Annotated in this window: 12 protein-coding genes; 1 reads left to right on the forward strand and 11 read right to left on the reverse strand. The window is 71.9% G+C overall.

What is annotated here, in order from left to right; genetic code table 11:
* The 5 genes from RMN98_RS00425 to RMN98_RS00445 form a co-directional block, all read right to left on the reverse strand.
* On the reverse strand, nt 1-918 hold a 918-nt coding region (locus RMN98_RS00425; protein WP_309646825.1), incomplete at its 3' end, for an acyl-CoA dehydrogenase family protein.
* A complete protein-coding gene (locus RMN98_RS00430) occupies nt 918-2,663 on the reverse strand; it encodes an acyclic terpene utilization AtuA family protein (protein ID WP_309646826.1) in 1,746 nt (581 codons plus the stop codon). The genes RMN98_RS00425 and RMN98_RS00430, both read right to left, overlap by 1 nt.
* The gene (locus RMN98_RS00435) at nt 2,660-3,463 is read right to left on the reverse strand and encodes a TIGR03084 family metal-binding protein (RefSeq protein WP_309646827.1); all 804 of its coding nucleotides are present in this window, start codon (nt 3,461-3,463) and stop codon (nt 2,660-2,662) included. Before RMN98_RS00435 ends, RMN98_RS00430 begins: the two co-directional genes overlap by 4 nt.
* Complete coding sequence (locus tag RMN98_RS00440; protein ID WP_309646828.1) at nt 3,460-4,113, reverse strand: TetR/AcrR family transcriptional regulator; 654 nt, start codon at nt 4,111-4,113, stop codon at nt 3,460-3,462. The genes RMN98_RS00435 and RMN98_RS00440 overlap by 4 nt, the downstream gene beginning before the upstream one ends.
* A 117-nt stretch (nt 4,114-4,230) precedes the next feature.
* Nucleotides 4,231-7,278, reverse strand: coding sequence for a S8 family serine peptidase (locus RMN98_RS00445; protein ID WP_309646829.1), 3,048 nt, complete (start codon nt 7,276-7,278; stop codon nt 4,231-4,233).
* A gap of 145 nt (nt 7,279-7,423) precedes the next feature.
* On the opposite strand from RMN98_RS00445, the gene RMN98_RS00450 reads away from it, so the two are divergent.
* Nucleotides 7,424-8,182, forward strand: coding sequence for an SDR family oxidoreductase (locus tag RMN98_RS00450; RefSeq protein ID WP_309646830.1), 759 nt, complete (start codon nt 7,424-7,426; stop codon nt 8,180-8,182).
* Here the strand turns inward: RMN98_RS00450 and RMN98_RS00455 are convergent.
* Genes RMN98_RS00455 through RMN98_RS00480 form a run of 6 tightly spaced genes read right to left on the reverse strand, consistent with a single transcriptional unit; the run spans nt 8,166 to nt 13,474 of the window.
* The gene (locus tag RMN98_RS00455; RefSeq protein ID WP_309646831.1) at nt 8,166-8,588 is read right to left on the reverse strand and encodes a hypothetical protein; all 423 of its coding nucleotides are present in this window, start codon (nt 8,586-8,588) and stop codon (nt 8,166-8,168) included. The genes RMN98_RS00450 and RMN98_RS00455 overlap by 17 nt on opposite strands.
* Nucleotides 8,585-9,664 (reverse strand): VanZ family protein, encoded by a 1,080-nt coding sequence (locus tag RMN98_RS00460; RefSeq protein ID WP_309646832.1) that lies wholly within the window; start codon nt 9,662-9,664, stop codon nt 8,585-8,587. The genes RMN98_RS00455 and RMN98_RS00460 overlap by 4 nt, the downstream gene beginning before the upstream one ends.
* A 25-nt stretch (nt 9,665-9,689) precedes the next feature.
* Nucleotides 9,690-10,358 (reverse strand): histidine phosphatase family protein, encoded by a 669-nt coding sequence (locus tag RMN98_RS00465; protein WP_309646833.1) that lies wholly within the window; start codon nt 10,356-10,358, stop codon nt 9,690-9,692.
* A gap of 13 nt (nt 10,359-10,371) precedes the next feature.
* Complete coding sequence (locus RMN98_RS00470; protein WP_309646834.1) at nt 10,372-11,451, reverse strand: phosphotransferase family protein; 1,080 nt, start codon at nt 11,449-11,451, stop codon at nt 10,372-10,374.
* Nucleotides 11,448-12,221, reverse strand: coding sequence for an SDR family NAD(P)-dependent oxidoreductase (locus tag RMN98_RS00475; protein WP_309646835.1), 774 nt, complete (start codon nt 12,219-12,221; stop codon nt 11,448-11,450). Before RMN98_RS00475 ends, RMN98_RS00470 begins: the two co-directional genes overlap by 4 nt.
* Nucleotides 12,218-13,474 carry an acyl-CoA dehydrogenase family protein gene (locus tag RMN98_RS00480; protein WP_309646836.1) on the reverse strand — a complete coding sequence of 419 codons (1,257 nt, stop codon included), beginning with the start codon at nt 13,472-13,474 and terminating at the stop codon, nt 12,218-12,220. Before RMN98_RS00480 ends, RMN98_RS00475 begins: the two co-directional genes overlap by 4 nt.
* Nucleotides 13,475-13,542 lie beyond the last annotated feature (68 nt).

Here is a 13,542-nt window from a genome sequence, read left to right on the forward strand (position 1 = left end):
CTCGGCGATCACGTTTTCCCCCGCGGCGTGCCGTCGCGCGACGTCGTGGGTGTAGACCCGGGAGACCTCCACCTGGCGACGCATCTCGACGAGCTTGTGGCGCACCACCTGGTTGCTGATGAGCGGCTTGCCGAAGGTCTCACGGTCGCGGCAGTAGGCCGCGGTGAGCTCGAGCGCGCGACCGGCGATGCCGTAGGCGTGGACCGCGAGGCCGACGCGCTCGACGACGAACTGCTCGGCGATCTGGTAGAAACCCGAGTCCTCCGCGCCCACCAGGTTGGTGACCGGGACCCGCACGTCGACGTAGGACAGCTCGGCGGTGTCGGAGCAGTGCCAGCCCATCTTGCGCAGCGAGCGGTCCACGGTGAAGCCGGGTGTGCCGCGCTCGACGACGAGCAGGCTGATGCCGGCGTGCCCGGGTCCGCCGGTGCGCACGGCGGTGGTCACGAAGTCGGCACGGGTCCCGCTGGTGATGAAGGTCTTGGCGCCGTTGACGACGTAGTGCTCCCCGTCGCGCACGGCGGTCGTGCGGATGCCGGCCACGTCGGAGCCGCCGCCCGGCTCGGTCACGGCCAGGGACCCGATCAGCTCGCCGGCCAGCGTCGGGCGCACGAAGCGGTCGACCAGGTCGGCGTTGCCCGAGGCGGCGATGTGGGGCAGGGCGATGCCGCTGGTGAAGAGCCCCGCCATCAGTCCGCTGGATGCGCCGGCGGCGAACATCCCCTCCTGCATCTCGAGCGACTCCAGCATCGTGGCACCGGAGCCACCGACCTCCTCGGGGAAGGCCATGCCGAGCAGCCCCTGCTTGGCGGCCGCGAGGTAGAGCTCGCGGGGGAAGATGCCGGCGTCCTCCCACTCCTGGAGGTGGGGGGCGACCTCGCGGCGCACGAACTCCGCGCCGAGCTGGGTGACGTCCATCAGAGCAAGTCCTCCTGCATGTGAACGATGCGCGAGCGCATCCACTCCCCCAGGCCCTTGGCCTGCGGGTCGAACCGGGTGGACGCCGCGACGCCCTCGCCGAGGAGGCCTCGGACGAGGATGTTGACGGCGCCCAGGTTGGGCAGCACGTAGACCTCGACCTCGAGGTCGCGTGCCTCGGGGATCAGCTCGCGCACCTTGCGCGGGCTCATCATCGTGGCCAGCCAGGTGACCCGCGCCCCGTAGAGGTCGGAGCCGTCGTGGGCCACCCACAGCCCGAGGTTGGCGTCGCCGCCCTTGTCGCCCGAGCGCGCGTGGACGAAGGTGCCGAGCGGCATCCGCCGGGTCAGCGAGTCGGCCGGCGCCGGGTAGGGCGAGGGCCGCTGGCCGGCCAGGTCCTCGGCCGGGCCGAGCTGCACCGGGTCGGGGACGACCTCGCGCGAGCCGTCGGCGTGCACGACGGTGTGGGTGACGCGGTCGCGGTCGACGTAGACCGGGCGGTAGACGCCGTAGGGCGACGGAGGACCGGGCGGGCTGGTCATCGTGAAGCCGGGGTAGGACGCCAGCGCGAGCTCGACGGCCGGGCCGGTGAACGCCTTGGCGACCGGGCCCGACTCGGGGTCCATGACCGTGCACCGGAGCAGGCACGAGGCGCCCTCCTCGGTGTCGGCGTCGGCGCCGGGCAGGGCCGTGCGGGTCCAGGCCACGGTGGTGGCCGTGAGCGTCGGCTCGAGCTGCATCCGCAGCCAGTCGGCCTTGGCGTCGATGTCGAGGCCGGTCAGCACGAACTCCATCGAGTTGCGGAAGCCACCGAGGGTGTTGACGCAGACCTTGAGCTGCTCGGGTGGGGCCTCGCCCCGCACGCCGCTGATCGCCACCCGGTCGGGTCCGGCCTGGGCGAGCTCGATCGAGTCGAGGTGCGTGGTGACGTCGGGGTTGAGGTAGCGGGCGGTCTGGATCTCGTAGACCAGCTGGGCGGTGACGGTGTCGACCGTGACCGCACCGCCCGTGCCGTCGTGCTTGGTGATGACGCTGGATCCGTCGGCAGCGAGCTCGGCGAGCGGGAAGCCGAGCGGACGGCCGTCGTGGGGCAGCGTGCGGAAGCCGGAGAAGTTGCCGCCCGTCGCCTGCGTGCCGCACTCGAGGACGTGGCCGACGACGACGGCGCCCGCCAGCTCGTCGTGGGACGTCGGCGTCCAGCCGAAGCGGCTGATCGCGGGTCCGACCACCAGCGAGGCGTCCGTGACCCGGCCGGTCACCACGATGTCGGCGCCCTGGTCGAGGGCCCGGGCGATGCCGAAGCCGCCGAGGTAGGCGTTGGCCGTCAGCGCGCCGTCGACGCCCAGCTCGCCGGCGAGGTGGCGCAGGTCGTCGCCCTCGACGTGGGCGATCGCCGGGTCGAGGCCGAGGCCCCGGGCGACCTCGCGCAGCTTGTCGGCGAGGCCGGCGGGGTTGAGGCCTCCGGCGTTGCTGACGATCGTGACGCCTCGCTCGAGGGCGAGGCCGAGGCACTCCTCGACCTGACGCACGAAGGTCCGCGCATAGCCGAGCGCGGGGTCCTTCATCGTGTCCTTGCCGAGGATCAGCATGGTCAGCTCGGCCAGGTAGTCGCCCGTGAGGACGTCCAGGCCGTGTCCGTGCGCGCCCCCCTCGAGCATCTCCCGCATCGCGGTCAGGCGGTCGCCGTAGAAGCCGGAGCAGTTGCCGATCCTCAAGACATCGGTCACGTCGGTCACGTCGGTCATCGGGGAGTCCGCCCCTCGCCGGCCGGACCCGCGAAGGCCTGGGCGATGGTCAGCCAGTGGGCAGCGTCGTCGCCCGTCGTCTCCAGCGCCGTGTCGTCGCGGTGGACGCGCTGGGTGACCAGCAGGCAGAAGTCGTACGCCGGTCCGCTCACCGTCTGCGCGGCGTCCTCGGGCCCCCAGGCCCAGACCGCTCCCGACGGGGCCGTGAGCTCGATCCGGAACTCCTCGGCGGGGGGCGTGAGGCCGTGGACGGAGTAGGCGAAGTCGCGGGTGCGGACGCCGAGGTGGGCGACGTGCTTGATGCGGTCGGTCGGCTCGGGCACGGTGTGGAGCGCCTCGTGGACGTCGAGCGCGTGAGCCCAGGTCTCCATGAAGCGCGCGGTCACCATCGAGGTCGGCGACATCGGCGGGCCGAACCACGGCATCTTCTGCCCGGCGGGCACGGCACGCAGGGCTGCTGCGAGGTCGTCGCGGGCGGCGCCCCACCGGGCGAGCAGGGCGGTCGACGAGAGCCGCGCGACCTCGTGGGCGCCGGTGTCGACGAAGCCGGAGGGGTCGGCCATCGCCTGGAGGACGATGTCGTCCCAGGCGGCCTTGCCGGGTCCACCGTCGAGCGAGCGCGCAGCTGCCGCGGCGGTCTCGTCGGTCCAGAGCAGGTGGGCGACCTGGGTCGCGACCGTCCAGCCGGCGGCCGGCGTCGCGGTGGCCCAGCCGACCGCGTCGAGCCCCGAGACGGCGGCCAAGAGCTGGTCGCCCTCGGCGCGGAGGTCATCGAGGAGGTCGTCGAGCAGGCTGGTCATGGTTTCTCCTGTTCGTGCGTCTGGGGGGCGTGCGTCGGAGGGGCCGCGTCCAGTGCGGCGTCGAGGGTCGTGGCCCACTGGTCGAGGATCCGGTCCCGGCGCCGGGCGTCGTCGGTGATGGTGTCGGCGAGGCCGAGGCCGCGCACGAGGTCGAGGGTCGCCTGGATGAGCTCCCGGGTGCCGGGCCGCGCCTCGTCGGCGCCGAGGAGCTCGACGGTGAGCCGGTGCACCTCGCGCCCGACGCGCTGCTCGAGCGGGGCCACGGCCGCGAGCAGCGCGGGATCCGTGCGGGCCGCGACCCACAGCTCGAGCGCCGCGGTGAAGACCGGCGAGGTGAAGTGGTCGCCCAGCATCCCCAGCACCGCGCGCGTACGTCGGTCCCCTCGCGGCAGGCGCTGCGCCGCGGTTGCGAGCTCGGCGCCGCGCACGTGGGTGAGGTGCTCCACGGCGGCCACGACGAGGTCGTTCTTGGTCGGGAAGTGGTGCAGCTGCGCCCCGCGGCTGACCCCGGCCCGCTCGGAGACGAGCGTGGTCGAGGTGCCGCTGAAGCCACGCTCGACCAGGCACTCGACGGTCGCGTCGAGGAGGCGGGCGCGCATCAGGCGGGTGCGCTCCTCCTGAGGGACGCGGGCGCTCGCGGTGCTGGTCACCTCGGCAGCATGGCCCCGCCACCTACAAACAGTCAAGCCTGACTTTTAATTGTGGGACGACGCGACGGTGCCCGGGATCCATGGGGACCCCGGGCACCGTCGGGTGTGCGGCGTGGCTCAGCCGCCCGTGTCCACCTTCACCAGCGTGACGTCGCTGGTCCCCTCGTACTCCACGAGCCCCAGGTAGCGCGCGTCCGGGTCGAGACCCGTCCACGACACCGCGAAGCTGGTCGGGGTGTCGGTCACGACCGGCACCGGGTCCGGCGTCGCCGTGAACGCACCGAGCCCCGCGGCCGGGTCCACCGAGTAGGTGTCGAGGGTGAAGCCCATCGGGGCTCCGTCGGCACCGGGGGCGAAGCCGAAGATGTCGACGATGTAGGTCCCGGCCGGGAGGCCGGGAGCCGTGATCGACTCGTCCGCCGCGCCGGTCGCCGACTGGGCGGCCACGGCGAACGCCGTCGCCGGGTCGCACGAGTCCGCCGCCAGGAGGTAGAGGTCCAGGTCGGACGTGTCATCGGCAGCGTCGACGTCGACCTGGGTCAGCGTCGACCCCTCCGGCACCGTGATGCACGACAGGTAGTCGGCGTTGACGTCGACCGTGTCCACGGTGGTCTCACCCTTGGCAAGCCCGGAGGTCGTCACGTCGAGCTCACCGGTGAAGCCGGGGATGATCTCGACGTCGCTGGTCCCGGTGGCACCCGTGCCGGTCACCAGCGCCGGCGCCTGCACCGACAACGGCTTGACCGCCACCGGGATGCGGACCCGCGTGGGGCCGGACAGCGTGATGAAGCCGCTGGTGTACTGCCCCAGCGGCGCCGTGGTCCGGTTGATCGTGAAGTCGACGTCGACGATGTCGTTGGCCCGCTTGGAGGTCACGTTGGGCCGGCTCGGCTTCACGGTGAAGCCCTTGAGGTCCGCGCTGATCTTCCAGGTGCCCTTCATGCTGGCGCGGAAGGACCGGGGGAACGTCGTGGGACCGGTCATCGAGCCGTCGGCGATCGACGGCAGGTTGATGCTCTTGGCGTCCAGCGCCGGCACGCCGGTGTTGTAGCCGAGGTCGGCCAGCCAGCCGCGCCACTGGGTGGCGTCGGAGGTGACGAAGAGACCCGGGTCGAAGAACGCCCTCGGCTTGACCTGGCCGGCGCCCTGGGCGAAGGCGTCGCGCACGAGCCCGCCCTTCTCGTTGCGGATCGAGGTGGCGGTGGTCATCATCGCCGACTTGATCGTCATGGGCGTCCACTTCGGTCGCTCGCCCTGGATGAAGGCGGCGAGGCCCGCGATGTGCGGGGACGACATCGAGGTGCCGGAGTAGAGGTCGTACTTCCTGCCCTGGTTGGACGGCGGCGCCACGGCGGCGAGGACGTCGACACCGGGAGCGATGATGTCGGGCTTGAGCAGGTCACCGTCGGAGACCAGCACCGGACCGCGCGAGGAGAAGCCCGCCACCTGCGGCAGCGGGGTCTTGGCGTTGGTGAGGTTGCCGAGCTTGAACGACGCCTTGGCGTCCAGGCCCTGCGCGGCGACGTACTTCTCGACGATCGCGCCGGCAGTGTCGGTGATGTGGATGGTCGGCACCACCTGGATGTCGGCGTTGAGGCTGTTGGGCGAGGGGTTGGCCATGATCAGTGCCGCACCTCCGGCCCGCTTCACCTCGGCGCCCTTGGCGACCCGGTCGTAGACCCCGCGGTAGCAGTAGACGATCTTGCCCGTGACCTTGGCGGGATCGAGGGTGTCGGGGCCGCACAGGGCTGCGTCGTCGGCGTCGCCACCCTCGACGACGGCCTCGGCGCCGGGCACGATCCGCCGCGTCGAGACGGGGGTCTGGGAGCTCGAGGCCCCCATGATCTTCTTGCCGTTCGCCAGCACGATCGTGTTCTCGAACTTGGTGGTGTGCGTGCCGGCGGCGACCGTCGTCAGCCACGGCGACGGGTGGTCGAGCGTGGTGTTGTCGGGGCCGCTGTTGCCGGCGGAGGCAGCCACGAAGATCCCGGCCTCGGCCGCACCCTCGAAGGCCAGCTCCGTGGCGTCGAGGGACGGCGAGGGGCCGCCGCCGATGGAGAAGTTGACGACGTCGACACCGTCGATGACGAGCTGGTCCACGGCCGCGACCATGTCCTCGGTGAAGCAGCCGCTCAGCTCGGGGTCCAGGGCCTCCCAGCAAACCTTGTAGACGGCGATCCTGGCGCCGGGCGCCATGCCCGAGATCGTGCCGAACTTCAGACCTGCGGTGGAGACGTTCTTGACGAGGTTGCCCGCGGCCGTGCTGGCGGTGTGGCTGCCGTGGCCGCCACCGTCGCGCGGCGAGATGAACTCGTGCTCGGACAGCTCGTCCTCGGGCGTCGCCGCGAGGTAGGCGTCACCGAAGACGCGGGCGCTGATGACCTTGGTGCTGCAGTCGGCGAGGGTGAAGGACTGGCCGGTCTCGCACTCGCCCCTGAAGAGGGTCCCGTCGGCCTTCTCCATGCGGGTCAGCCCGTCCACCATGGAGATGTCCCACCGAGTCTTGGGCGTCGCGGTGAGGCGGCTGCCCGAGAAGGACTTGGACTCGGGCCAGATGCCGGTGTCGAGCACGCCGACGACGACCCCGCTGCCGGCCTGGGTGCGTCCGCCCTTGGCGGCCCATGCACCGTTCTTGCCCGTCATGCCCAGGAAGTCGGGGGTGCTCCACGTCGTGACCTTGCGGACGCCGGCCTTCTCGACCAGCAGCACGCGGCGGTCGGTGGCCAGGTCGAGCGCCTGCGCTGCCGTGAGCGTCGCGGCGAAGCCGTTGCTCGCCATCGTGTAGCTCGTGTCGACGCTGGCGCCGACGGAGCCGGCGACCCGCTCCTGCGAGGTGCGGAGGTGGTCGGTGTAGCGCGCCACGGCCGGGGTGTCCGCGCGGAACTGGCCGGTCGACGACTTGGTCGCGGCGAGGCCGTTGCGGCCACCGGTGTAGCCGGTGGCGGCGGCCTCGCGCAGGAGCACGATGTAGCGGCCGTCGGTGAAGCGCTCGGCTCCACCCTTCACGGCAGCGGCAGCGGCGGCCGGGGCCGGCGCTGCTGCCGGAGCCGGCGCGCCCTGGGCTCCAGTGAGCGGCAGCGCGGCCAGCAGGCCGGCGGTGAGCGCACCGACCGAGGCGACGGCGAGCCGGCCCCTGGTCGATCCGCGAGGACGTGGCACTGACATGGGGGACCTCGATCCGTGACAGCCGTGCCCCCGAGCCCCCGGTGGTCCGAGGATGAGCACGCGCTGGGCTCAGACAAATGCACTGGGGGGGATCCGTCAAGGGCCGGGGGTCACGAGGTCGTCCGCCGTGGGCCAGAATCCCCGCATGACCACGATCCTCATCACCGGCGCCTCGTCCGGTCTCGGGGCCGAGATGGCCCGCCAGCTCGCGGCCCGCGGCAACGACCTCGCGCTGTGCGCCCGCCGCACGGACCGGCTCGACGAGCTGAAGGCCGAGATCCTCGCCGCCCACCCCGAGCGACGTGTGGAGCTGCGCGCCCTCGACGTCACCGACGACGACCGGGTCTTCGAGGTGTTCCGCGCGTTCCGCGCCGACTTCGGCACCCTGGACCGGGTCATCGTCAACGCCGGGTTGGGCAAGGGTGCCCCGCTCGGCACCGGCCGCTTCGACGCCAACCGCGAGACTGCGATGACCAACTTCGTCGCCGCGCTGGTCCAGACCGAGGCGGCGATGGAGATCTTCCGCGACCAGCAGGCCGGCCACCTGGTGATGGTCTCGTCGATGTCGGCGATGCGCGGGATGCCGAAGGCGATGACGACCTACGCCGCCACCAAGATCGGCGCCGCCTACCTCGCGGAGGGGCTGCGCAACGAGCTCTACGGCAAGCCGCTCGGGAAGACCGTGAAGATCACCGTGCTCTACCCCGGCTACATCGCCTCGGAGATGAACGAGTCGGTCCAGGACAAGGCGTCGTTCATGGTCTCGACCGAGAAGGGCGTGGCCTCCATGGTGTCGGCGATCGAGAAGGAGGTCGCCGACGCGTGCGTGCCGGCGTTGCCGTGGGCGCCGCTGTCGGTGGTGATGAAGCACGCCCCGCTCGGGGTGCTCAAGCGGCTGATGTAGCCCGGTCGCCCTCGGGCTCCCGGCGGGTTCGCCAGGCCGCCCAGGCGCCCGTGCACCACAGCGCCCACCCGACCAGCAGCGGCTGGAAGAAGAGCCGGACGATGCGGCCGGTCGCGGTGTCGAGGCCGAAGGACGTCGAGCCGTTGACGGCCTGCCAGATGTTGCCGGGGAAGACCGCGACGAAGAATGCCGCGACCACAGCCCCGACCAGCGCGAGGCGCTGACCGCGCGTCAGCACCAGCGCCGCGGCCAGGGCGATCTCCATGAAGCCGGAGACGACGACGATCTCCTCGCGCAACGGGAGGAACGTCGGCACCTGGCCGAGGAACTCCTCCACGTCGACCAGGTGACCCACCCCGGCGACCAGCAGCGCGAGGACGAGCAGCAGACGGGCGACGAGTCTCATGGCTCCACTCTCCCCTGCTCCTGGTCGCGGCCGTCATCGACGGCGCCGAACGCCTCCTCGCGCGCGATCACGAGGTCCATGCCGGCCAGCTGGTGGCTCAGGCCACGGTGACCCTCGCTGCGCCAGGAGGCGACGACCGTGAGGAGCGCGTACGCCGGCAGGGCGGTCGCCGCGACCGTCGTGCCCAGCTGGGTCAGCACCAGGAGCGGGCCGACGCCGGTGGCGAGCTTGACCAGACGGGAGAGGACGACGAGCCGCGGCCGCCGCGCGACGGCGCGCACGGAGATCACGTGCTCGCCGACCGTGCGACCGACCAGCAGCACGCTCAGCACCTCCACCGCCCCGGGCACCCCGACCTGCAGCAACGCCTGGACGTCGGCGTCGAAGGTGCCGGGGCCGTAGAGGCACCAGGCGCGATAGGCCAGCGCCGCCGCGGCGCCCGCCAGCACGAGGAAGAGCACGTCGCTGAGCATCCCCACGAGCCGGCGACCCCAGGTGATGCTGGTCGGCAGCGGGACCGCGGCGACCCTGCGTCGTACGACGACGGCGGAGAGGAGCGACCCGCCCAGCGCCCCCAGGGTGTTGACGATCAGGTCGTCGACGTCGAAGAGCCGGTAGGCGCAGTCGTAGACGCTCCACACCCCGGTCAGCTGGGTCACCTCGATCAGCAGCGAGGTGCCGAGGCCGAGCAGGGTCGCGACGACGACCCCGCGCTTGAGGATCTGGCGCACGTAGTAGCCCAGCGGCACGAAGAGCAGCACGTTGAGCGCCACCTGGAGGAACGCCGGGTCGCGCAGCAGCGCCCCCGGCGGCCCGAGGTCGATGGTGCCGATCGAGCCGAGCGGGTCGAGCTGGCGGCCCTTGCACCGGTAGGTCCCCTCCGGCGGCACCGGCAGCAACGTGTAGGTCCACAGCGCCAGGCCGTAGACCGCGCCGGACAACAGGATCGCCAGGTCGCTCGGCTGGAGCCGCCCGTCGAGGCGGTACTGGTAGGCCGCGACCGGCACCAGCAGCACGATCGCCACCACGGTGCCCAGCGCGATCGCGAGGAGCGCGTTGCTCGTCTGGTCGGACACGGCGGCAACCTACCGGGTCAGCGGCCTAGCGGTAGGTCAGCGTCTCCCCGGAGACGTGGCTGTGCTCGTTGAAGCTCAGCAGCCGCGCGCCGGTCGAGCCGACGACGACGCGGGTGAGCGAGGAGTTGACCATGACGGTGTTGAAGCGCGCCCAGAGCCGCGCCAGCGTGGGCGGGTCGGCGTCGGGATCGCTGAGCGCTGCGGCGACGACCGCGATCGTGCCGCCCGAGCTGACCACGACGACGGTGCGCCCGGGGCCGGCCTGCTCGGCCGCTGCGGCCAGGGAGCCGCGCACCCGGGCCGCGAACGCGGCGTACGTCTCGGGGTAGTCGCCGGGCTCGCCGGCGGTCCAGCGCGCGGTGGCGCGCTCGAAGACCTGCTGGAACGTACGCCGGTCCATCGGCTCGGCGGGCAGGTCCGGGGCGGTCGCGACCAGGCCGACGTGGTCGAACTCGTCCCAGCCGGCGTCGACCTGCATCGGCGGGACCGACCAGCCGGCGCCCTCGATCATCGCCTCGCCGGTCTCGCGGTGCCGACGCATGTCGCCGCGCACGACGACGTCGGGCACGACCCCGCGCTCGGCCAGGAACGCACCGAGGAGCCGGCCCTGGGCCCAGCCGTTGTCGGAGAGCACGTCGTAGTCGGCGGCACCGAAGGACGCCTGGCCGTGCCGGACGAGGAGCAGCTGGCCCATCAGCAGCGACCCATCAGGAGGCCGCGATGATCGAGCGGCAGCGGGTCTCGAGGTAGCCGACGGCCGGGCCGAACACGGCGTACTGCTCGTTGGTGGTCTGGCCGTGGAAGTAGCGGTACCAGATCTGCTGGGCGATCACGGCCAGCCGGAAGAGCCCGAAGACCTCGTAGAAGCGCCACCGCTCGGGCGTCATGTCGAAGCCCATGCGCTCGCAGTAGTGCTCGACGACCTCGGCGCGGGTCCACATGCCCGGCACCGTGGTCGGCTGGCGGCGGAACAGCAGGAAGAACTCGTCGTCGTCGGCCTGCACCCAGTAGGACAGCATCCCGCCGAGGTCCATCAGCGGGTCGCCGACGGTCGCCATCTCCCAGTCGAGGACCCCCACGACCCGCTGCGGGTCGTCGGCGTCGAGGACCAGGTTGTCGAAGCGGAAGTCGTTGTGGATCATCCGCTGCGCCACGTCGCCCGGCTTGTGCTCCTCGAGCCAGGCGACGATGTCGCTCCAGTCGCCGGTGTCGTCGGTGCGGGCGTTGGCGAAGCGCTTGGTCCAGCCACCGACCTGCCGGTCGACGTAGCCGTCGCCGCGGCTGTAGGCCCCGAGGTCGGCCGACTGCGAGACGTCCACGGAGTGCAGCGCGATCAGCACGTCGAGCGCGCTCTCGCACATCCGCGACACCTCCTCGGGCGGCAGCTCCCAGGGCAGGTCGCGGCGCGGGATCGTGCCGTCGATCTTCTCCATGACGTAGAAGTCCGAGCCGATCACCGACTCGTCCGTGCAGTGACCGACCATCGTGGCGACGTAGGGGAAGAGCGGCGCCAGCGCATGCTGGATGACGAACTCGCGACCCATGTCGTGGGCTCCCGCGGCCTTCACGCCCGACGGTGGCCGGCGCAGGATCAGGTCGCGGCTGGGGTAGCGCAGCAGGTAGGTCAGGTTGGACGCGCCGCCGGGGAACTGACGCACCTCCGGCGTGCCGTCGAGGTCGTCGCGGAAGGCCAGCGCGTTGTCGCGCAGCCACCCGGCCACCGCCTCCACGTCGAAGGCGTCCTCGTCACGGACCGGCTTCGCCGGGTTCCCCTCGTCGGTCGTCATCGTGCACCCCTGTCCAGCTTGGCGGCCTGGTCGCGCATGATCAGGTCGTAGGTCGCCCGGTCGCCCTGCTTGAGCCCGTAGGCGTCGCGGGCGGCCTGGTCGGGGACGATGATCTCGTCACCGCGGTCGAGCCCCTCGAGCACCGCCCTCGCGATGTCGGCGGCGCTGACCGGCGAGTTGTCGACGAGCTTGGTCATGACGGCCGCCAGCGCGGTGTCGGCGCCCTGGAGCGAGCTCATCAGGTTGGTCTTGAAGTAGGACGGGCAGATCACGTGCGCCGTCACGCCGTACGACGACAGCTCGTGGCCGGTCGTCTCCGTCAGGGCCACGACCGCCGCCTTGCTGGCGTTGTAGGACGCCATCCCGGCCGGGTGCACGAGGCCGGCCAACGAGGCGGTGTTGACGATCCGCCCCGACCCCTGCCGCTTGAACATCGGGACGAACGTGCGGGTGCCGCGCACCGCGCCGAAGAGGTTGATCTCGGTGATCCACTGCCACTCGTCCATGGTGGCGACGTCGAGCCGACCGCCACCCGCGACGCCCGCGTTGTTGACGAGCACGTCCAGCCCGCCCCACGTCTCCTCGACGTGGGCCAGGGCCGCCGCCCAGTCGGCGTCCTGGGTGATGTCGAGGTGGAGCTCCACGCCGGGCGACACGTCGGTGCGCAGCACCTGGTCGCCGCGTGCCTCGAACGCGTCGGCGAGCGCCTCGCCTAGGCCGGAGGCTGCGCCGGTGACGAGGACACGCTGGCCGGTCGTCGGGGCGCTCATCGGCTCGCTCCGTAGCGGCCGAGCTCGAGCCGGGCGACCACGCCGCGGTGCACCTCGTCGGGCCCGTCGGCCAGCCGCAGCGCCCGCGCCGCGGTCCAGGCCCCGGAGAGCGGGAAGTCGTCGGACAGCCCGCCGCCGCCGTGGATCTGCATCGCGAAGTCGATGACCTGCTGGGCCATGGCCGGCACGGCGACCTTGATCTGGGAGACCTCGGACAGCGCGTTGATCGGGCCGCCGACGTCGAGCTTCCACGCGGCGTCGAGCACCAGCAGCCGGGCCATGTTGATGGCGATGCGGGCGTCGGCGATGCGCTCGCGGTTGCCTCCGAGGTTGGCGAGCGGCTTGCCGAACGCCGTGCGCGCCAGGCTGCGCCGGCAGGCCAGCTCGAGGGACATCTCGGCCAGGCCGATCAGCCGCATGCAGTGGTGCACGCGGCCGGGGCCGAGGCGACCCTGCGCGATCGCGAACGCCTCGCCGGGGCCGCTGATGATGTTGCCGACCGGCACGCGCACGTCGGTGAAGGAGACCTCGCCGTGGCCGAGCGGCTCGTCGTACACGCCCATGGTGTTGAGCAGTCGCTCGATCGTGACGCCCGGGGTGTCGCGTGGCACGAGCACCATCGAGTGGCGGTGGTGCCGGTCGGCGTCGGGGTCGGTCAGCCCCATGAAGACGAAGATCTTGCAGTCGGGGTGACCCACCCCGGTCGACCACCACTTGCGGCCGTTGATCACGACCTCGTCACCGTCGACGACGGCCGTCGCCTCCATGTTGGTGGCGTCGGAGGACGCGACGTCCGGCTCGGTCATCGTGAACGCCGAGCGGATCCGCCCGTCGAGGAGCGGCTCGAGCCACTCCTCCCTCTGTGCCTCGGTGCCGTAGCGCAGCAGCACCTCCATGTTGCCGGTGTCGGGTGCGTTGCAGTTGAGCACCAGCGGCGCGATCGCGGAGCGCCCGGTCAGCTCGGCGATGGGGGCGTAGTCGAGGTTCGTCAGCCCCTCGCCGCCGTCGGTGCCGAAGCGGGCGGCGTACTCCCCCGCGTGCTCGTGGGGCAGGAAGAGGTTCCACAACCCCCGCTCGCGGGCCTTGGTCTTCAGCTCCTCGATCAGCGGCAACGGCTGCCACGGGTCACCGTTGCGGCGGGCCTCCGCGAGGTCGCGGTGGTAGCCCTCCTCCGCCGGAGCGATCTCGGTGTCGATGAAGTCCTTGACCCTCGCGGTCAGGTCGGCGGCGCGCGGTGATGGTGAGAAGTCCACGAACTGCACAGTAATGGGACGATGCTCACATGCCGCTCCTGGTCCGCTCGTCCGTCGCCGCACTGGCG

Origin of the sequence: Nocardioides sp. (assembly GCF_031397825.1) — a bacterium.
In the GTDB taxonomy this organism is placed as follows: Bacteria; Actinomycetota; Actinomycetes; order Propionibacteriales; family Nocardioidaceae; genus Nocardioides.

Bases quoted from the DNA above. Each gene is read 5' to 3' on its own strand.
- RMN98_RS00465 (WP_309646833.1), bottom strand. From the start codon at position 10,358: ATGGGCCAGCTGCTCCTCGTCCGGCACGGCCAGGCGTCCTTCGGTGCC.
- RMN98_RS00475 (WP_309646835.1), bottom strand. From the start codon at position 12,221: ATGAGCGCCCCGACGACCGGCCAGCGTGTCCTCGTCACCGGCGCAGCC.
- RMN98_RS00435 (WP_309646827.1), bottom strand. From the start codon at position 3,463: ATGACCAGCCTGCTCGACGACCTCCTCGATGACCTCCGCGCCGAGGGC.
- RMN98_RS00455 (WP_309646831.1), bottom strand. From the start codon at position 8,588: ATGAGACTCGTCGCCCGTCTGCTGCTCGTCCTCGCGCTGCTGGTCGCC.
- RMN98_RS00430 (WP_309646826.1), bottom strand. From the start codon at position 2,663: ATGACCGACGTGACCGACGTGACCGATGTCTTGAGGATCGGCAACTGC.
- RMN98_RS00470 (WP_309646834.1), bottom strand. From the start codon at position 11,451: ATGACGACCGACGAGGGGAACCCGGCGAAGCCGGTCCGTGACGAGGAC.
- RMN98_RS00450 (WP_309646830.1), top strand. From the start codon at position 7,424: ATGACCACGATCCTCATCACCGGCGCCTCGTCCGGTCTCGGGGCCGAG.
- RMN98_RS00445 (WP_309646829.1), bottom strand. From the start codon at position 7,278: ATGTCAGTGCCACGTCCTCGCGGATCGACCAGGGGCCGGCTCGCCGTC.